Below are 20262 nucleotides of genomic sequence, written 5' to 3'. Positions count from 1 at the left end.
AAGCTCGCTCTGCGCCAAGCCGCATGACCAGCATCATGGCCGCCCCATTTTGCAGAACTTGACGCACACAACCACAGGAGCGCTCGGCGCATTCTGGATGGGCTCGGTCCCGATGATCCCGGTTTCCGGGCAAAAAGGCCAGAACGAGCGGTGTTCCGCAGATGGGAGGGCCAGTTGCTCGTAAGTGTCTATCCGGCGGGGGCTGCCTTGCGTGATTTAAGGGTTCGTCGGAGTCTCCGACCTTAAGTCGATGAAGATTGAGGTTTTAGGGTGCCGAACGGCGTCGGCACTGGCGGCATGAGGACAAGATCCGGATCGCATAGGAAAGCTTCGAGCCCGGTGCTGTTGTTTACGACGTGGCGCAGCAGCATGAGATTGCAAATGCCTCTTGTTCAGTTTGGGGACGACAAGCCGGGGTGCCGTTGAAGGTGCCCTTTCAGACGGCCAGGGGAAGGCCGTGCGCCGCCGGCGGTGGTCTACTACGCGCTCGCGCGATCGACGACAGGAGCATCCCGAGCCGTCATCGTCCAGGCCGATGCCTAAAGCGGGGTAGTCATCCTCCCTTTTGAACCCGGTCACCCCGGCCGCCCGGCTTGTGGGCAATGGACGGGCTGAAAACCATCAGGCTCAGTATCTCGAACAGCATCTGAGCGCCGGCCTGAGCGGTATTGGTCGTGGCATCATATTGCGGAGCGACTTCGACCACATCGCCGCCGAAAAAGTTGATGCCCTTGAGGCCGCGGATGAACTGCATCACTTCCCGGGTGGAGAGCCCACCCACTTCAGGCGTCCCCGTTCCGGGGGCAAAGGCGGGATCCAAGCTGTCAATGTCGAAAGAGAGATAAGTGGGGCCGTCGCCGACGATCTGCAGCGCCTTTTCGATGATCGCGGGAATGCCAATAGAGGGGATATCCTCGCCATGGATCACCGTCATGCCGGATTCGTAGGAAAATTCCCAAAAATATTCCGCCGCACCACGGATACCGATCTGGATGGCGCGCGTCGGATCTAGCACACCGTCGAGCACCGCATTGCGAAAAGGGCCACCGTGATGGAATCTGGTCTGGCCGAAGGCACCGCCGGTGTCGCAATGCGCGTCGATGTGAATAAGTCCGACCGGACGTTCTCTGCCGACCGCCTTGAGGATCGGATGGGTGATAGAATGGTCGCCACCGACCGTGAGTGGTATCACGCCGGCCTCGACGATGTTGTCGAGATAGGCCTCAATGTCGGCGTGGCACTGCTCGAGCCGGTAGCGGCTGGAAAAGGGGACGTCGCCAATGTCTGCGACGTGCAGATCAAACACCGGCGCGCAGTCGAGTATATGATTGTAGGGACCAATACGCTCGATAGCACGTAACGCGCGCGGCCCGAAGCTGGCGCCAGTGCGATTGGTGACGCCGAGGTCCATCGGCATGCCGACGATCGCAACCTGGATGTCGCCAAAATCGGGGTTGGAGGGGTCGATCGGGCAGTAGGGCGCGTCAAGGAAAGTAGGGATGCCGGCGTAGGGCGCGCCGCCGGAGCCAGAATAAGCGAAAATCTTATTGGCCATACGGCGGAACTTTGGATCGAATGGCTCACCGCTGCCCCCTTGTCCATACTTGTTGCGAAGAGCGCTAAGCCGTTCGTTGTCCCATGCCATTTTGCCTACGATCTCCCTTGTTGGCGCGGCCTCTCTTCCGGAGACGTGGGCCGGATCTGGGTCGAGCTCCGTTTGATCCCGATTTTGAACTCAATGCGCCGAATAAGACCCGATATCGATGCCTTGAGCTGCGAGGTCATCGGCGATGCGGCCGCGCAGGCGGGTGAGATCGTCTACGGGAATCTTCTCGAGACGCCTGATTTCATCGCCGGTCAGTGGCGGGCCAATCTCACTGATCGAGCGATCGCCCCAATGATCGAGCGCCCAGTTCAGTAGCTGGGCGATCTGACTGTCCGAAAGACCGGAGTTCTCAATGCCCGGCACATTGGCGAGAAATAGTCGCCCATCAGGATGCAGGAGCAATTTGTTGATGCCCACCAACCCGGGCACACGGCCGGTCTTCGAGCCACTGCCGTCGATCCCGTGACAGCCAGAGCAACGCAGCAGGTAGAGGGTCTGCGGGGAATCGCTGCCGGCAAACGCGTGCCCCGTGAAGCTCAATAGTCCCGCGCTTACCATGCCGGTCAGGAGTGTGAGCCGGATACCCATGCGCGATCACCCGGCCGCCGACACGCCGATTACGGCAGCGACAGTACAATGATAAATGCCCCGGTCATTGGCCATGCACCAGTTGATGTCGTTATGGACGCCCATCCTGTATCCCGGTCGCTCGCCGACATTGTAGTTGCAAGGGCAGCGTCCGCAGGTCGTCACGCCGCAGCAGTCGTTGTAACTGATGAGATAGGCCTTGCCGTCCTGGGCGCTTTGGCAGGTGCCGACCCAGGTGACGACGGAGGCTTCCGAGCCCGGCGGGCAGGACGAGACCGTGCCGCCACAGCAGGTGCACAGGTACCCGTCAAGGGCACAATAGCGCCAGTATTCGCACGCCTTATCGTCGTCCGGGCCCTGCGCGTGAGCGCGTCCGTCGCTTCGATCGAAGGGCAGCATGGGTAGCGCTGTTCCGCCAACCAATGCTCCACCTAGGATCGACAGAAAGCTGCGTCGCCCAAGTCTCTGAGCGGAGCGCCGGATTCCGGCCTCGGCGAAGTCGTCGAAAGCGGTAACGAACCTGGAAAACTTGTTCAACATGTCTGCCTCCAATGAATCCCGAAGCTCATTCAACGGCCGTCCTGTCCAGATAATGCTGGATTGATGGCGAACCGAATTCCTTCGCGATGAAAAGGCTCTCGAGCTGTTCGCGATTGTTCACCAACCCCTTCGCGCGAACCACGCGCGATCCGTCGATCAGCACTGCGAAGGGCAGCCGACTGACACGAAAAATCATACCGAAGTCACGAGACAGTACATAAGCGAAGTCTCCGAGGCCGCGCTCGCGAACAAAACGCTCGTGGACGTTGCGTTCGCCATCGCTGGCGAGCACCACGTCAAGCCAACCGGCTTCCGCGGTTCGGGCCGATTTGAGGATGGGCAAAAGCCGCTTGCAGACCGGGCAATCCGGCGACACGAAAAAGAAGAGCTGGCTTCGATTCCCGGCGACACCGATGGCGATCGAGCGCCCGTCAAGCGTCGTCAGGTCCATTTGGGGAACTAGATCGCCGATGCCGGGGCCTGAATCAGTGATGAGCGCCCCAATCGGAGCGACCCGCTCGAATAGGACTCCCACCTGCCGGGCGAGCGCCAGAACGAGGATCAGCAAGGCGATCACCAGGAGCCCCAAAATCAAGACCGTGACAGCCAGCGCCTGAAGTGTCATGTCCGCCTCCTTCAATATCTGCGGCGGTAAGCGCCGACTGCCCGTACATGTGAGAAGGTCTGCAGCAGCCTCTCGAAAACAAGCAAAAGCAGCCAAGCCGCCCCGAGGACCGTTGTCATCAACATTACATCGAATCCACCGAACGGCCGGACCACCACCGGCGCGGCGGCGACTCCAGCAAGGCCGGCAAGCGTGACGTTGCGGCCAACGAGTACCCAGGAGATGCTCTGACCGAGGCCGCCGCAGCCGCAATCGATACTTGTGCGCCCGCGTGCCAGGTTGATCGCCATCGCTGCGCCATAGCCCAATAAAAGGAACGCCGCCGCCAGCGTTCCGAAGCCTCTAAAGCCCGGCGTAAGCAGCGATGCCAGGGTGAGACTCTCGGCACCGGTCAGCGCAGCGGTGATAGGTCCGGCCCATCGCTCCGGCGCGATACGATATTCGATGACGGTTTGCCGCAACTTCCCGAAATCCGTAATTTTGTGAAGAACAGCGCGCGCGAACACCAAAACGAGAAGTCCGATCGAAGTGACGACGGCTAGGGGATCGAGCTCGTGCATGGCGCTCAATCAGCCTCGACCTGTATGACGGTCTCACCCACCTTCTCGACATGTGTCTCAGTGAGCGGGAACCGCGCCGCGGGATCGGCGGTATACCGGATGACTGTCGCGTCGATCGGGTTGATTGCAAATAGGGTCGGTGTCTCCGCGGTGGAAACGGTCAGGGAAGTCGCTGTCTTGGTAGGTGAACGCGATAGCAGTGCCTTTTTTCGCACGTCGAAGGCCCAAATTTCCTCGGCCGGGTTCTTGTGGCTGCCCTCCGCACCGCCTGAATGCATCAGCGCAAAAAGCACTCCGGAACCGGAATGATAGGCGATCGGCTGGGCCCCGCCCGGGCGCCAGCTGCCTTCCACTCCTTCGTTGAGCGGGAATGTCTCGAGCAGCTCCACGGTCTCGCCTTCGAAGTTGACCCTGTACACCGTGCCGCCGTAGGAGACGAACAGCCAACTCTGGCCGTCCCGCTCGGCGTGGCTGAACAATGCTTCCTCGTCGGCGTCGAAGAGCTTTGTGCTCGACTTGCGCTCGGCACTCTTGCCGTCCTGCGCCAGCGTGTAAGTGCCGAAGGTGCCGTCACCGCAAATCGTGGAAAAACGTAACGGATTTCCCGCTGCCGGATAGGTGCCGTAGCAGCCGTCGTTCGAAATCTCGGCGGTGGCCGCCTTGGCATCCATGTCGACGACAGTGATGGAAGTTGCAGGCGTGGCATTCTGGATAAAGACGAAGCGGTCATCCGCGGAACCCTGCATAAGCGGCCGATAACTCGCAGCTTGCGCACGTGTCTTTGGAATCTCGATTTCTTCCTTGAGCGCAAGGCTCGAGGCATCATAGACCTCGAGGAGATCCAGGCGCTCGCCACGCGTCAGCTTCGAGTAATACGTGGTGGCGACGTAAATTTCGCTTTCGCGGTGGGGAAGGTAAATCATCCCGTCAAAGCCGGTGCCGACAATCCCCAGAAATTTAAGATCGTCGGCGTTGAGAATGTACAGGCGACCATCGACATTGTGGTTGGCCGCCATATCGGCGAGGTAGACTTTCTTGGCGCCGGCGGGGATCGTTTCGACCGTAACTTCCTCCTGCTCCAGTTGTTGTGCGTGTGCCGCCAAAGTAGCGGTGACGATTGCGGCGACAACAGTAAAAAGGCCAACCGCCGCCGCCGTGAAATTTGGCGCAGGGCTTTCGATCACCGGAAAGCCTTCAACGCTCCGTCTGAATATTCTTAGCAATCCGAAATCTCCTCGTTCGATTTCAATAACGATCGGCATCCAAAGCAGGGTTCGCCACATGCGAGAGATCGCGGCGCGGAAGCTGCCGCGGAAGCCGTGGCCTGAAATCAATCTGCAGACAGAACGGCTCCCACGTGTTCAAATTAGGTGAATCGCCATCGCGATCTCACCCACGACACATGAAGGTCGGCCGTCAGCTTCTGCCGCCTCGCAACGATGGAGCTCCAAAAACCGTGCCAATTGCGCAGAAAAGAGCATCAGAACAACGCGCTCTGCATGTATTCAATGACTTAACGAGAGTGCAGCAGGAGCTGGGCCGAACAGCCCTCGGTGTCGCGGACTCGACAAACTCGACAGTAGGTGTCGGTTGACCGTTGTTTTCCCAAGACGGCGGACAGGACTCCGCCGTCTTGGGAAATGGAAGCCGCCCCTCATTCGACCGCGGTCGGCATTGGCCTCAGATAAGGCCCTTCGTCAGCTCCAGCGCCTGTAGCTCGAATAGGCGGCGATAAATGCCAGAGTCGAGACGGACTAACGCCGCATGGGTACCTTCCTCGATGATGCGGCCGCGGTCGAAGACGAGCAGCCTGTCGAGAGCGCGTACCGTCGAGAGCCGGTGCGCGATGACCAGCGTGGTCCTGCCGACCATTAGCCGTTCCATTGCCTTCTGGATCAGCACCTCCGATTCCGAATCGAGGCTTGAGGTCGCCTCATCGAAGATCAGGATGGGTGCATTCGCGAGGAAGGCGCGCGCGATCGCCACCCGTTGGCGTTCCCCGCCGGAAAGTTTCACGCCGCGTTCGCCCACCAACGTGCCATAGCCCTTCGGCAGGCGTGCGATAAACTCATGCGCGTTGGCGAGCCGTGCCGCTTCCTCGATCTCGGCCTGGCTCGCACTGGGCCGGCTGTAGGCGATGTTCTCGGCAAACGACCTATGAAACAGGATCGGTTCCTGATGCACGATCGCGATCTGCGAACGAAGCGAGGCCTGGGTCACTTTGGAGATGTCCTGGCCGTCTATCAGGATCCGGCCGCCGTTGAGGTCGTAGAGCCTCTGGATGAGCTTCACGAATGTGGTCTTGCCGGACCCCGAGGGGCCGACCAATCCAACCCGCTCGCCGGCCTTGATCGACACCGAGAAATCGCTGTAGAGTCGCAGCCGATGGTTGCCGTAGTGGAAATGGACGTTCTCGAAATCAATACGGCCCTTCGTAATCCGGATCGGCTCGGCCCCCAGCCGCTCGGCAATGCCGAGCGGCTGGCTCTGCATATCGACCAACTCCTCCATGTCATTGACCGAGCGCTGGATGTTGCGCACATGCATGCCGACATCGCGCAGATAGCCCTGCAGGACGAAGAACGAGGTGAGCATGAAAGCGATATCGCCCGGGGTTGCCCGGCCGCGCGACCATAGATGCAGGGCATAGCCGATCACCGCCGCCCACAGCGCAAGCAGCGTGATGCCCTGAGTCGTGCCGTTGATCGCCTCGCGTGCCCAGGTCCGGCGCGTCCTGTGCCGCCACTTGGCGATGACCGTCACGAGACGCTCGTCTTCCCGCACCTCGGCGCCGAAGCCTTTGACCACCGCGTTGCAGCTGATTGCGTCCGCTAGCACACCGCCGAGCCGGGTGTCCCAGCTATTGGCCAGCCCCGCCGCCGGGGCGACGTAGCCGAGCGACAACGTGATCGTCAGCGCGACATAGACGAGCAAGCCGCAAGCGATGATCAGGCCCATGCCCAGCCAGTTCCAGCCGAGCAACACGGTCGAACCGACGATCATGATGAGCGAAGGGAACAATACGAGCAGGATCGTGTCGTTCAAAAGATCAAGCGCCCACATGCCGCGCGTGATCTTGCGCACCGTCGCGCCGGCGAAGCTGTTGCCATGCCAGTCGGTCGGAAGGCGCTGAACGCGACGGAACGCCTCGCTCGATATGTCGGACATCATCTTCAAGGTCAAATCGACCATGCTAATGAAGGCGATTTGACGCATGACGAGGGCGCCGAGCGCAAGCGCAATCAGCATGGAGAAGGCTGCAAGGGCAGCATCCCAGGCCATCACTTCCACGGCAGCACCACCGGCAACAGCACCGACAAGACGGCCCGAATAGAGCGGCGTCAAGAGGTCAGCCAGCGTTGCGGCAAGCACCGCTGCCATGATGACTGCGAGCCGGGTCGCCTGCCGCATCCAATGGGGAGTGATGAAGGCGAACACGTTGCGAAAAGCGCCCCCGCGCAGATCGACACGGAAATGACTCATGGTTCTAGACGAGCGCTTCAAGACGCTCGTTCCCAACAAAGCTGAACATAGAAACTCGATGAGAGGACGAAAACGTCTATCAGAATGCGATCTGACGCGGACTTGGCATGATACTTTCCTTCGCTTCCGTACATACGTTACCACGACATAAATATTAGTCGGCAGAACTACTGCCGCCTTACGATGAGGGAGCATCAAGAATCGCGCCAACTGCGCGAGAGGAAGCCTTGGAGAAATTTTCTAAATGTTATTCAATGGCTTAAATGCGAGCGCAGCAGTAAGCGCAGGCACGAGGCCGACCAGCACCGTGTCGCGGACTCGACCAACCCGACAGGAGGTATCGGTTGCCGGGGCGTTTTCCCAAGAATGGCGGACAGGATTCCTCCGCGGGGAAACGCGAAATTCACGCCTCGTTCAACCGCGTTCCGCGTCTGTGCAATGTTGTGCTCCGAAAAATGTGGAAGAGAAAGCTTGGGTTGGAACAAGGCGGTAGAAGTCTGCGGAATCGTTTGCCTTAGGGGTTTCAAAATCGGTCACGTGGCAGCCCGTAACTCGCCGGGGGCCTGCTGTCGCCGGCGTCATTTCCTTCCTCGAGGTCAACACCCGCGACACAGCTGCCTGCTATCCGATCGTTGTCGAATCTACAAGCCCAACCGGCCTGCCAGAAAAGGCTGGACCCCACCGCCACTCAACGTCTACGATCATTCGCACGGCGTCTTCATTTGCACAGGCTTCACTCGCGATACGGAGCCCTCTGGAATTCTTCGCCGAGATTGATCTTCTTGGCTGCATATCCGCTTGCCCCGGCGGCGATTGTTCGTCCGAACATTCGTCCGGTCTTTAATAAAATAATCAGCACGGTCGGACAGCGCGGATATTTGCGCTTCAGCCGCTCAGCGCCAATATCGGGGCTCGAACTGCCAGTTGCTCATCAAAGACGATTCGCGCATCATGGCGCGGATCTACGTTCGACGGCCACCGGGAAGTTTCGTGTCGATGGGGTTAGATCCTAAGTTGGTCAGGAAATGATATGAGGCTCAAACTCCGCCGGATATATCGTCCGCTTAACGGTGTCATTCAGGATCTTGATAAATTTATCCACGGCGCGTGATCGAATTGCGTGTTCAGACAGCACAATCGCAAACCCGAACTTGACATCCGGTTTGAATTCAACAGCCACCACGGTACTCTCTCGGAACAAGGATGCGGCGAGCGGGTCAACCAGACCGACACCCAATCCCATTTCAACCATTTTGCAAATCGTATACCCGGAGGTCGTCTCGATCAGGTTGTCGATCTCTACGTTTGATTCAATCCCGGCCAGAATTAACGCCTTTCCGATTGTAAGCTCTTCCGAGATTCCGATATTCGTCTCGTTCTTCAGGTCTTCGAGCGAGATTCTACTTAGGCCGCTTTTGGGATGTCCCGCCGGCAGAACACACTTGCAGAAAGGTTCATACACACGTTCGAGAATAACACCCGGGTAATTAACTGGAAATGCAGCAATGCCGACATCGACTTGCCGACTGGAAACCAGATCCAGAATCCTAAGCGAGCTGCGTACTTCAAGTCTTATCTTCAGGTCCGGGTAAGCTTCGTTCATCCTCACAATTGACCTCGGCACCACTTCAAGTGATGCAGCGGGAAATGAAGCGATGCGGAGCCGGTCATGCTTGAGATTGGCGATGTCCTTTGCTGCGCCTTCAAGATATTGAATGCCCGAATAAGTCCGCTGCACATACTTGAAAAACGCCTCACCTTCGGGAGTAGGTACGATCCTTCCCGGAATTCGGTCGAAAAGATCAAATCCAATCGAACGTTCGAGATCCTTGATCAGGCGGCTTATACCAGGCTGGGAAACGTTCAAGAAATGAGCTGCGTCACTCACGCTCCCCGCAAGCATCACAGCGCGATATGCCTCAATTTGATTAAATTTCATGAACCGCTGCCGAGCGAGTGCCGACCAATTCTGGTCTAATACCACACGATTGGCGTAGGATGAAGNTGCACCCCGAGGGCGGCCAGATCGCCGATGCAGGCCGCCGAAAGCTCATCGCCGTGCATCAAGGCGGCTAACAGCCATCCCGACCATCTGATCTGTACTGCAAGACCCTCCTGGAACTTTGAGCGGATAGGACTTATAGCATCAAGACGTTCTTGAAAGCGCAAAACAAGACCGATCGAATGATCCGCGTGGCACCCGCGCAGATGGTACGGGTTAATATGTATTGCCCGATGTTTCATGAACCGCTGCCGAGCGAGTGCCGACCAATTCTGGTCTAATACCACACGATTGGCGTAGGATGAAGGCGGCCAGCGCGCCCGAAAGCCTCGACTTCATCATGGAACCCTTTTTTCGACGACTGGAACACAGCTTTTGAGAGCTTAACAATTCAAACGCTCCGTCAGGAAAACTCGATATCCGCTGCGAGGCCATTCGTTTCGACACGGGCGAGGGCTGCCAATGGTAAAGGGCGTATTGGAGAACGGATAGTGTAGTATCCCACCTCGGTCGGCGACTTTCCTGTAGCGTGCGCGAACAATTCGGTGACAGTGAGCCCGCAATTGCGTCCCTGACAAGGGCCCATGCCACATCGTGTGAAAAATTTGGCCTGGTTCGGGCCTACACAGCCAGCGGCTGCCAAATCTGTGATCTCACCGGCGGTAATTTCCTCGCAGCGGCATATCACGGTACTTTCCCGCGTCGGCATTCGGAACTGTGATGGTGGTCGATACAGCGTATCAATAAATTTGCGTATTTCAGAATGGTGGCGGAATTTCCGCTGGATGGAATTCCTGGTCTTCGGATCGATAATCCGCTTCTTGTTTTCTGCGATGTGAAGGGCCGCCAAACGCGCGGAATATTGAGCTGCCTTTGCTCCCATTATGCATGCATTGTCGCCGACCGCGAATATGCCAGGCACGCTCGTCTCCCAATTACCGTCGACCACAGGGTGAAAGCAGAGCTGTGAATCAGTCCATTTAATCTCGCAGCCTAAATGTCTGTACAGCTGTATGTTAGGTACGACGCCTTGGTGGAGAAGAATGCAATCGGCTTCGATAATTCCGGACTCGCTACGAGTAGAATATTCGACAGCTTCCGAACGGTTTTCACCTAGGATTCTGATGTCTTCCACCTGAAGTATCCGGCGGATGCCATAGGCAGACATAGTTCGGATCATCCGAACACCGTCGAAGAGCTGGCTAAGGCCCGTGGACCCAAGCTTGATATAGCGAAGAGCGCGCCAGTAGTTTCCGCGTGGGGTAGTGTCGAGCACAGCTCGGACATCGGCCCCGGCCTGAGCCAACTGGCCCGCGACGAGATACAAGAGTGGGCCGCACCCCGCCAGTACGATACGTCCGGCAGGAATGGCCGAGCCGGATTTCATTGCTATTTGTGCAGCACCAGCGGTCATGACGCCTGGCAAGGTCCACCCGGGAACCGGAAAAGGTCGCTCAAGTGCACCCGTGGCAAGCATTATAGCTTCAGCTTCAACCACTGCCACTTCGTCTTTATGCACGAAGAATACCATCTTCTCCGCCGAGATATGCCAGACCACCGCTTCTGCCCTAATATCAAGGCCCATGTGCTTGGCGGTTCTCAGCAATCTTTTGCCAGCTTGGTAATTTTTTCCTAGCACCGACCGCATATTGTCGTTCAGGTTCTCAAGATTCCGGTAAATCTGTCCGCCGGGCCGTTTCCCGTCGTCTAGGATCACGACAGATAGGCCTAGTTCGTGCGCCTGTAACGCGCCTGCCAATCCGGCAGGACCGGCGCCGATGACGACCACATCATATTTTTTCACGGCAATTGTCCTGCGTTTCGATGACCATGCTATCACGAACTTCAGCTCTACAGGCCAGAACGTCAGCCACCCCGTTGACAATGATCCGGCATTCAAAGCAGGCGCCCATCATGCAATAGGGCAGACGCCGTTTTCCCGATACCGGATTGACATTGAAATGGTCGAGGCCGTTTTCCAGCAGCGCCAGTGCAAGCGTTTGGCCAACCCTGGCGGTCACCGGCACGCCGTTGACCTGGATGATTGTCCGCTCGGCGGCCTCTTCCTCAAATATAGGGCGGAAATTCATGATCTCTCCCTTGAAAAGTCCGGAAATCGAGCCTCCAGGTTTCCTTCTTCAATGGCCGACGCTAGGTCTTGCGCATGCACGGGAGCCAGGGTGACTCCGCTATGAACGTTCACTGCATAGGCGTTGGGATAGGATTGGGAGCGCAGGTAGAGTGGTATTCCATCCTTTGTGAACGTTCGCAGCCCGCCCCAGGCGCGCAAAAGCTGCGCATCGGCCAGAACGGGAAAACACGCTATGGCTTTCCTTGCGATGGCTGACATGACCTCAGGCGTGGTTCCGTCATTGAGTCCCACCTCTTCGCGAGAATCGCCGATAATGAAGGCACCTTCGCTCATCTGCCTGATTGTGTGGGTGGGATAATGGAGCGATTTCGGCAGTTTGTTCGTAGCCAGAACCTGCCCCCTGACGGGTCGTATATTCATTGCGAGGTCGACCATCGGTGCCAGCTGGTTGTTGCCAAGTCCTGCGGCCAGCACCAATTTGGCGCAGCTATATGTCGAGTTCCCGGCTGTTACCTGGAAGTCGGACCCTGCTGGCCGGATCTCTGTGACAGCGCTGGATGCACGGTATTCGCCACCAATTGCGCCAAATGCCGAATGTAACGCCCGAAAGAACTTCAAGGGGTTCACCGCGCCGTCCAGACGGCCGTAACAGCCACCGACCACCGAATTGCCAAGACCCGGAATATGCTTGTCCAGGTCGCCGCGCTCCATCATCTCATACGCGGCAGCCACGGGAAGATCATTGTCGAATTGTTTTCTCATCAATTCCGCGCGATCTTTCCATTCCCCTTCCGACATGCAGAGATAGAAGGCCCCGTCGCCCTCCAGGCCGACGTCTATTCCGCTCAATTCCTTCAACTGCGAACTAAAGGCCGGCCATATCTTTGCCGCTTTGCGCGAAAGCTGCGCATAGGGTCGGAAGGTGTGGCCCTTGGTCTGGACCCAAATGAGGCCGAAATTGCCCCGTGCGGCGCGATTGTCGTCATCGCAGCCATCAAGCACGAGCACATCAAGGCCGCGCAGTCTCAGCCCAACGGAAATGGAAATCCCCATCAGACCGCCACCGGCAACAATCACATCGAAAGTTTTTCTGGGCGAGTTCATAGAAGTTCATTCAGCCGCCTTGATTGCATCAAAGGCCGACTGCTCACTTTTTTCGAGNCTGGGCGAGTTCATAGAAGTTCATTCAGCCGCCTTGATTGCATCAAAGGCCGACTGCTCACTTTTTTCGAGTATCTGCTCTACCCGTGACGTGCCGTAAGCTTTTTTCGCGAATGCGAGCGATGTCTTGCGATTTTCGATGTCGTCGATAACTTGCTTATCGCTTCTTTCACCAACGGGACCATATCCTCCGCCGCCCGGCGTTTCGATTCTTATACTGTCACCGGAGTTAAGAACGAAATTGGTAGTCTTCGAATCGAGTTCACGTTCTTCCGCGGAACCTGAATTGAATAGTATTTTCGCACAACGCGCATCCTGGCCACCGCGTAGCCCGGGAGGCGGGTATATATGGCCATCTGAACGCACTGAGAAGATGACGTCATCTTCCGTGGCGGCAATCTGCCGCGCGATGCCGAGACCACCCCGGTACCTGCCCGCGCCACAGCTGTCCTCCACCAGCGCATATTCATCAACGAGGAGATTGTATTCGTGCTCAAGGGCTTCGACCGGCAAATTGGAGGTATTGGTGACGTGAACCTGCACGCCGTCCATGCCATCGACTTCCGCCGTCCCTCCAGATCCTCCGCCGATAGTTTCCATGTAGACATAATCGTCGCCATTGCTTCGTTTTCCTGCAAAGCAGATACCGGGCACAATGTCCTGGCCCGACGCGATACCGCGCTCCTGCGGTAGCATTTGCGCCAGCGCTCCAATGACCGCGCGCGCGACCTTGTTTGCAGTGATCGATCGCGCGCCGACCGCTGCGGGATGTGCGGGACTGACGATCGACCGGCCGGGCGTCTGAATCTCGATGCAGTCGAAAATGCCATGATTGGGCATCAATCCCGGATCGATCATCATTTTGACGCAATACACTACCGTCGCTTGCAGGGCATTGAACGGTACATTCATTGCACCCGCGGCTTGCGGACCGGTGCCTGAAAAGTCGAATAGTAATTTGCCGCCTGACACGGATATCCGCACGGCGATCCTTATCGGTTCGTCGCCAATACCATCGTCGTCGAGAAATGCCTCATAACTGGCCTCTTTCGACGTGAACGCTGCGAGCTGATTGAGGAGGCGGTGCCGCGTATAGGCGATCATATCCGCTATTGCTGCGGTAAGGCGATCATCTCCGATTTGATCGAGAAGTTCCTGAGCCATGACGATCCCGCGGTCATTCGTTGCGAGTTGCACTCCCAAGTCGAGCTCGCGTTCCTTGGGATCACGTGTATTCAGGGTGACGAGACGAACGATGTCATTCTGCACCTTGCCTTTGTGCCGCAGTCGCACGATCGGGATACGAATTCCTTCTGCAAATATTGTTTCGGCGGCACCCGAAATGGATCCCGGAACCACGCCGCCGACATCCGAATGGTGGGCGATATTTGCGAGAAAGAACGACAGCTTGCCATTGTAGAAGACCGGCGAGACCACAGTGATGTCGGGGAGGTGGGTACCCCCGGCGACATAGGGATCGTTGCAGATGAAGGCGTCGCCTTCGCTGATTTGCTCCGGCGAAAACTCCTTCAGCAAATGGGAAACCGCGCCGACTGTGGAGCCCAAGTGCAGAGGAGTGTGGACTGTCTGGGCGAGAACCCGGCCCGTGGCGTCAAACAATCCTACAGAACAGTCGCGCCGTTCCTTGACATTCGTGGAGAAGGATGAACGCACGAGGATATGTAACATTCCCTCGACAATCGTCATCAAGCGGTTGTTGTAAACTTCCATCGCAATCGGATCGGAGACCGGTGCGCTGCCGCTATCTTTCTTCGTCATCTGCTTATTGCCCGCTCTCTTCGTTCAGTTCAATGATCAGGTTCCCCGGAGCGTCCACAAAGGCGACCTGGTTGGGAAAGATCACGCAGGTCGAACTCATGTCCTCGACAATCGCGGGACCGGTGATCCGCGTCGAAACCGGAATCCTGTCGCGTTCGTAAACGACCGCATCCACCCATTTTACATCCGGGTCGACGAAGAATTTGCGCTGCCCGATGATGGCCGCTTCAAGCTTGCCGTTCGGCTGCTGGCAATGTATGACCGTTGCCGAAGATGGCGCCGATCCGCGGACCCGAAAGTTTACTATCTCGATCTGACGGTCAGGGAGCGAATAGCCGTATTCCTTGCGGTGCGCATCTTCGAATTCTCGCAAGAAGGTTTCGGCATCTGGCAGCGGATTAGGTAGCGGAATTTGCACCTCGTGGTTCTGTCCAAAGTACCGTGCCTCCAGTACATTCTCATATTGCCGTTGGGATTGGGGCACATCCTCGCTAGCCAGCCAGCGCTCGGCTTCACTGCGCAAAACGTTCATTTCCGATGTGATGCTCGACCAGCATTCGCGAATGAATGGGCGGATCTTGCTCTGAACGAAATCAAGGCTGATATCGGAAACAAGGATACCACGCGCGCACATCGTTCCGGGCTCCCTCGGCGCCACAACCCTGGACAGTCCGCATTCGATCGCCGTCTCAACACCATGCAATGGCCCAGCGCCACCATAGGCTATGAATGCATATTTGCGCGGATCGACGCCGCGTTGCGTCGTCACCGAGCGGATGGCGCGAGCCATGTTCGAGACGGCAATCCGTATAATCCCATAGGCTGCCTGTTCCACATTCATTCCCAACGGAATGGCAATCTTTTCCTCGACAACCCTGCGCGCGCCATCGAGGTCGATGGGCATAGTCCCGTTCAATATCGCGACAGGGTTAAGACGGCCCAGGACAACATTAGCGTCGGTTAACGTGGGTTCGACGCCGCCTCGCAGATACGCGACCGGCCCTGGCACGGCGCCAGCGCTCCGTGGTCCCACATGCAAGGCACCGGCGTTATCGATATAAGCAATTGAGCCGCCACCAGCGCCAATTACGTGGATATCGACCATCGGCGTCTTGATAGGATATGACGCCACTTCGCGACTTGTAGTAAAATGCGGCGTTCCGTCACTGATAAGCGATACGTCCGTGCTCGTGCCGCCAACGTCAAAAGTAATCGCATTTTTATACCCTGCCTGCGCTGCGATGACGGCAGAACCAATTACCCCGGCGGCTGGACCCGACAGACAGGTTCGAACGGGGTATCGGCGAACCGTTTCTATGGACATCAGCCCGCCATTTGAATGGATCGTGTAGGGTTTTGCCGATATGCCCAACTTAGTCAGCCTCTCGACCAACCGAGCAAGGTAGTTCTCGAATTTCGGTCCCAAATACGCATTGGCTGTCGTTGTTGAAAATCGTTCATACTCACGAAATTCAGGCAAAACGTCGCTTGATCGGCTAACGAACGCGCGCGGCATCAATTCCCGCACGATGCTTTCTGAGCGCAGTTCGTGTTCCGGGTACAGGTAGCTGTGCAGGAAACAGATAGCCACGGCTTCCACGCCCTCGCGGGCCAGGTATTCCACCCCGCGTCGAAGCTCGGCCTCGTCGAGTTCTACCAGCACGTTTCCGCGAGCATCGATACGTTCGGAGACTTCGATGCGGTACTGTCGCCTCGCCAAGGGTATCGGCTTGATTACGCGGTAGTTATATACGTCTGGGCGCATCTGCCGGCCGATTTCCAGTATGTCACGAAATCCTTTAGTCGTTATCAGGCCAGTCTTCGCGCCGCGAAGTTCGATGACCATGTTCGTGCCGACGGTTGTTCCATGACCGACGAATTCGATTTCCTCGGGGTTCAGTTCATATTTGGCTAGCGCGCTGGCCAGGCCTGTTTCAATAGCTTCTGACGGATCGTGCGGTGTTGAGGGCTCCTTGAAATACATGGCCTCTCCCGATTTCGTGTCTATCAACACGAAATCGGTGAAAGTTCCTCCGACATCTATTCCCACACGTATCATTCCTGGCTTCCTCAATCGCGTATGGACAAGCACGTCGCTTCGTGTCCGATCAGTTCGATCTTGCTCATTGCCACCACACTGAGTAGCCGCATCGCATGGGAGCTGCTCAGTGTTCTATCCGGCGTGCAAGAAACCAGACTTGAGGCGACATGGCTCATACCAATTCCAACATAGCCCCCGAAACTTTGATATTAGCGGGCATTCGGGGCCCTGCTATCTTTAGGGTGCCCTTTGTGACGGGAGGAGAAGTCGAGTGAATCTGACCTATAAGATAGCAGCCTTGGCAGGCGTCGCAGCGGTCTTGTCCGGGCCAGCATATGCTGCCGATCCTATTCGCGTTGCGTTGTTCGGCTTCGCGGCTGACAACACCTTCACACTGGCTAGCCTGGAGGGTCTAAAGGAGGCGGCGAAAGAAGCTGGCGACGTTGAAATTGAATTGTTCGACGGTGCTTTTGATGCAGACAGGCAGTTCAACCAAATCCAGGACGCGGTCGCTTCTGGACGCTTCAGCGGGATGCTGATCCTGCCGATGGGCTATTCTTCGGCGGTCCCTGCGGCCGAGGATGCAATCAAAGCAGGCATCAAGTTCGGTTCGCTCGAATATCCGCTAGGGCCCGATCCAACGACAACCGACAAGTTCCAGGTCAAGGGGATGACGACATTCGTTGGCTATAATGTAGGCAGCATTGGTCTTCGGCTGGCGGAAGCCACTGTGGAAGCCTGTCAGGGCAGGGATCCGTGCAAGGTCGCGCTACTGGTCGGCAGCCGGTCAGCAGCCCAGGACGTGCCCAAGATCGAGGCATTCAATAAACATATTGCGGAGTATCGGTCGATCAAGCTCGTCTCCACCCAAGACGCGCTGTGGGGAAGAGAACTTGGGCTCAAGGTGACGCAGGACGTTTTGCAGTCGAATCCGGACCTGGACGTCATCACCTCTTTCGCCGACCAGGCGGCGGCGGGCGCGGAGGTTGCGTTGACGGGTGCAGGTATGAATGTAGGCGGTGAGGGCGTTCAACTTATCGGCCTGGGCGCTACGCAGACAGCGGTCGCGGCAATCCGCCAAGGGCGCTGGTATGGTACCTATGTGGAACTGCCATACATGGAAGGCTATCTCGGCGGCAAAAACATCATAGCAGCCATGCGCGGTCAAGAGTTTGAACCGATTATCGATCTGGAAACGCGATCGCCCGTCGGTGCGGCAATCGCCACGAAGACAAATCTCAATGCCCATCCGGACTGGTCATCGAAGTGGGATGGCTAGAGGTATACAATGCAGGTCCTTGTCGAGAATGTCAGTAAACATTTTGCGGGGGCCATCGCACTTCAGAATGTCTCGTTTGAAGTCTGTAGCGGAAGCATTCACGGTCTCGTCGGGGAGAATGGCGCGGGCAAGTCGACGATAGGAAAGCTGGTCGGCGGGGTTCTCCAGCCGAACGATGGGCGCGTGATCTACGATGGTGACGACAGGCTGGTCTCGTCACCACGTGAAGCGATTGAGCGCGGTATCGCTGCCGTCCAACAGGAACTTGTTCTCTGTCAGGAGCTAACCGTCGCAGAAAATATCTGTCTGGGGCGCGAGAGCACGACACTTGGATTTCTACGAAACCGGGAGAGCCTCCGGGAATTCAACCAACTACGTGACGAACTTGGCTTCGAGCTCGACGGAAGAGCCAGGCTCCGCTCGCTAAGTATCGCTGATCAGCAGCAAGTGGAGATACTCAAGGCGCTTTCTCGAAACGCTCGACTGATCGTGCTAGACGAGCCTACATCTTCACTTACCCCTGCCGAAACTGTACACTTGCACCAAGTCGTCAAAAGGCTGGCAAAGGAACGCGGGACGACCTTTATATATGTGTCCCACTTCCTCGACCACATACTCTCAAGCTGCGATGCTGTAACTGTTCTTCGAAACGGCAAGCACGTTCAAACGGGACCGGCTAAAGATGAAACACACGCGTCACTGGCGGCTGCAATGCTGGGCCGTGACCTCTCCGATGTCTTTCCGCCCAAGAAGGCCCCGCCGCCAACTAGCGCGGTCAAGTTGTCTACCAGTGAGCTGACAAGACGGCGCAAATTCGAGAACATCAACATCCAGGTTAAGGCGGGAGAGATAGTCGGAATAGCAGGACTTGTCGGCAGCGGCCGCTCTGAGGTGTTGCGATCCATCTTTGGTGCCGACGAATTTCAAAGTGGCATGGTTGCAATCGACGGGTACCCAGTTGGCCGCCATACGCCGATCACGGCAATGCGCAATGGTTTGGCCATGGTGCCGGAAAGCCGGCGCGAGCAGGGATTGTTCCTCGAACATTCGATCGCGGAAAACATCTCGCTCATAAATTTTAGTGAGCTTCGTCCATTCGGGATAGTGAACCGCGGGAAAGAGGCGGAAGAGATACGTAAGTGGGCCGGTCGCCTGAACATCAAATGCACATCTACCGACGCTTTGGTTTCCTCTCTTTCGGGCGGCAACCAGCAAAAGGTGCTTTTCGCAAAATGGTTGGCCGGCAACCCATCGGTTATGCTGCTTGATGAACCGACCCGGGGTGTGGACATCGGCGCAAAATCCGAAATCTACAATCTCATTGCGGAACTTGCAGCACGTGGGATGGCTATCCTGATCGTTTCGTCTGAGCTCGAGGAACTGGTTGGCTTGTGCCACCGGATGTACATCATGCGTAAAGGCAGCATCGTTGGCGAAAAATCCGCTGACGAAATCGAGATCGGAGCAATCCTGCGCGAATGCCTTGGCGTATACGAAGGCGATCTCCATTCAAAAGATTTCTGCAACCCGCTGAGACTGATAGATTGGAGAGATCAGTGCGTTTCAAGAACTATGGGCTGAGCCTCGTGAAGAATTACGCCATCCTCATCGCCTTGGTACTGGCGGTCATCGTCCTTGCTGTTGTGGAACCTGCATTCCTTACATTCAGGAACTTGCGCAATCTGCTCGATCAGAACGCCGGGATCGGAATCATCGCGTGTGGGATGACCTACGTGATCATCGCGCGCGGTTTTGACCTTTCCGTGTCGGCGACGTTCGCAGTTAGCGGAATTACGGCGGCACTTGTTTCCAATGCATCGACGCCGATATTTGGTTTGATGTCGGGTGTAGTGATTGGCACGGTAATTGGTTTAGCAAACGGAACCCTTATTGCCAGACTTCAGTTGAATTCGTTCCTGATCACCTTGGCTTCCAGCATCGTAATTCGGGGTGGCGGCATCGCCATGTCCGGCGGATACCTGATCAACGTAACGGAAAATTCCTATTCTACGCTTGGGCGAGGTACTGTTTACGGGATCACTTATCCCAGCATTGCTTTCATCCTGTTTGTGCTAATCTCCATGCTTGTGCTTCACCGCACCCAGTACGGCCGATACATATTTGCTGTCGGTGGAAACGAGGAAGCGGCGCTTCTTTCGGGCATCCGAACCAAAACCATCAAGGGATCAACTTTTGCGATTGCGGGATTTGCGGCTGCTCTTGCTGGCATCCTCCTATCATCGAAGGTTTCCACCGGCATACCCAACAGCGGTTCCGGAATCGAGCTGCAGGCTATCGCCGCGGTCGTTCTCGGAGGGACCTCGATTGGTGGCGGTGCGGGCGCCATTTGGCGCACGGTGGTGGGCGTGTTTCTGTTGGCGATCGTAAACAACGCCTTCAACATTATGAACCTCGAACCCTATCTCCGGGAGATAGTAACCGGAACCATCATCATTCTAGCGGTGATTACAAATACGCTCACTGGTCGCAAGTAATTCGAGGCAGG

At 56.9% G+C, this 20262-nt stretch carries 17 protein-coding genes; 4 read left to right on the top strand and 13 right to left on the bottom strand.

The features are described 5' to 3' along the window. On the top strand, window positions 1-184 hold a 184-nt coding region (locus X771_RS1000000168980), incomplete at its 5' end, for a hypothetical protein (protein ID WP_210164667.1). A 369-nt stretch (window positions 185-553) separates the two neighbouring features. On the opposite strand, the gene speB is transcribed toward X771_RS1000000168980, so the two are convergent. The 13 genes from speB to X771_RS0135290 form a co-directional block, all read right to left on the bottom strand. Further along, window positions 554-1645 (bottom strand): agmatinase, encoded by a 1092-nt coding sequence (gene speB / locus X771_RS137055; protein WP_050587503.1) that lies wholly within the window; start codon window positions 1643-1645, stop codon window positions 554-556. Window positions 1646-1735: 90 nt separating this feature from the next. Further along, window positions 1736-2194 carry a hypothetical protein gene (locus tag X771_RS01000000165540; RefSeq protein ID WP_023690424.1) on the bottom strand — a complete coding sequence of 153 codons (459 nt, stop codon included), beginning with the start codon at window positions 2192-2194 and terminating at the stop codon, window positions 1736-1738. Window positions 2195-2200: 6 nt separating this feature from the next. Beyond that, window positions 2201-2734: a methylamine dehydrogenase light chain gene (locus X771_RS137060; protein WP_023690423.1), complete on the bottom strand. Its 534-nt coding sequence runs from the start codon at window positions 2732-2734 to the stop codon at window positions 2201-2203. A 25-nt stretch (window positions 2735-2759) separates the two neighbouring features. Further along, window positions 2760-3359 carry a redoxin domain-containing protein gene (locus X771_RS137065; protein WP_031203296.1) on the bottom strand — a complete coding sequence of 200 codons (600 nt, stop codon included), beginning with the start codon at window positions 3357-3359 and terminating at the stop codon, window positions 2760-2762. Between the two features lie 11 nt (window positions 3360-3370). Continuing rightward, complete coding sequence (locus X771_RS1000000166065; RefSeq protein ID WP_023690421.1) at window positions 3371-3919, bottom strand: MauE/DoxX family redox-associated membrane protein; 549 nt, start codon at window positions 3917-3919, stop codon at window positions 3371-3373. Window positions 3920-3924: 5 nt separating this feature from the next. Further along, window positions 3925-5202: an amine dehydrogenase large subunit gene (locus X771_RS137070; protein WP_156936052.1), complete on the bottom strand. Its 1278-nt coding sequence runs from the start codon at window positions 5200-5202 to the stop codon at window positions 3925-3927. Window positions 5203-5599: 397 nt separating this feature from the next. Next, window positions 5600-7402, bottom strand: coding sequence for an ABC transporter ATP-binding protein (locus tag X771_RS137075; RefSeq protein ID WP_023690419.1), 1803 nt, complete (start codon window positions 7400-7402; stop codon window positions 5600-5602). Window positions 7403-8420: 1018 nt separating this feature from the next. Continuing rightward, a complete protein-coding gene (locus tag X771_RS137080) occupies window positions 8421-9341 on the bottom strand; it encodes a LysR substrate-binding domain-containing protein (protein ID WP_023690417.1) in 921 nt (306 codons plus the stop codon). 466 nt (window positions 9342-9807) lie between these two features. Continuing rightward, on the bottom strand, window positions 9808-11208 hold the full coding sequence (locus X771_RS137085; protein ID WP_198025865.1) for an FAD/NAD(P)-binding oxidoreductase: 1401 nt from the start codon (window positions 11206-11208) through the stop codon (window positions 9808-9810). Then, window positions 11195-11494 carry a (2Fe-2S)-binding protein gene (locus X771_RS137090; RefSeq protein ID WP_023690415.1) on the bottom strand — a complete coding sequence of 100 codons (300 nt, stop codon included), beginning with the start codon at window positions 11492-11494 and terminating at the stop codon, window positions 11195-11197. The genes X771_RS137085 and X771_RS137090 overlap by 14 nt, the downstream gene beginning before the upstream one ends. After that, complete coding sequence (locus tag X771_RS137095) at window positions 11491-12600, bottom strand: FAD-dependent oxidoreductase (protein ID WP_023690414.1); 1110 nt, start codon at window positions 12598-12600, stop codon at window positions 11491-11493. The genes X771_RS137090 and X771_RS137095 overlap by 4 nt, the downstream gene beginning before the upstream one ends. 78 nt (window positions 12601-12678) lie before the next feature. Then, on the bottom strand, window positions 12679-14436 hold the full coding sequence (locus X771_RS137100) for a hydantoinase B/oxoprolinase family protein (RefSeq protein ID WP_031203289.1): 1758 nt from the start codon (window positions 14434-14436) through the stop codon (window positions 12679-12681). A 4-nt stretch (window positions 14437-14440) separates the two neighbouring features. After that, window positions 14441-16495, bottom strand: coding sequence for a hydantoinase/oxoprolinase family protein (locus tag X771_RS0135290; RefSeq protein ID WP_031203287.1), 2055 nt, complete (start codon window positions 16493-16495; stop codon window positions 14441-14443). 253 nt (window positions 16496-16748) lie between these two features. Between X771_RS0135290 and X771_RS0135285 the strand changes: the two genes are divergently transcribed. From X771_RS0135285 to X771_RS137110, 3 genes are read left to right on the top strand one after another with little or no spacing between them, the layout of a single operon-like run. Next, window positions 16749-17756, top strand: a complete 1008-nt coding sequence (locus X771_RS0135285; RefSeq protein WP_023690410.1) for a sugar ABC transporter substrate-binding protein — start codon at window positions 16749-16751, stop codon at window positions 17754-17756. 9 nt (window positions 17757-17765) lie between these two features. Next, a complete protein-coding gene (locus tag X771_RS137105) occupies window positions 17766-19337 on the top strand; it encodes a sugar ABC transporter ATP-binding protein (RefSeq protein ID WP_023690409.1) in 1572 nt (523 codons plus the stop codon). After that, window positions 19313-20251: an ABC transporter permease gene (locus tag X771_RS137110; protein WP_023690408.1), complete on the top strand. Its 939-nt coding sequence runs from the start codon at window positions 19313-19315 to the stop codon at window positions 20249-20251. Before X771_RS137105 ends, X771_RS137110 begins: the two co-directional genes overlap by 25 nt. Window positions 20252-20262 lie beyond the last annotated feature (11 nt).

Origin of the sequence: Mesorhizobium sp. LSJC269B00 (genome assembly GCF_000502815.1) — a bacterium.
Taxonomy (GTDB): Bacteria; Pseudomonadota; Alphaproteobacteria; order Rhizobiales; family Rhizobiaceae; genus Mesorhizobium.
This window is presented reverse-complemented; position numbering and strand designations above follow the sequence as displayed.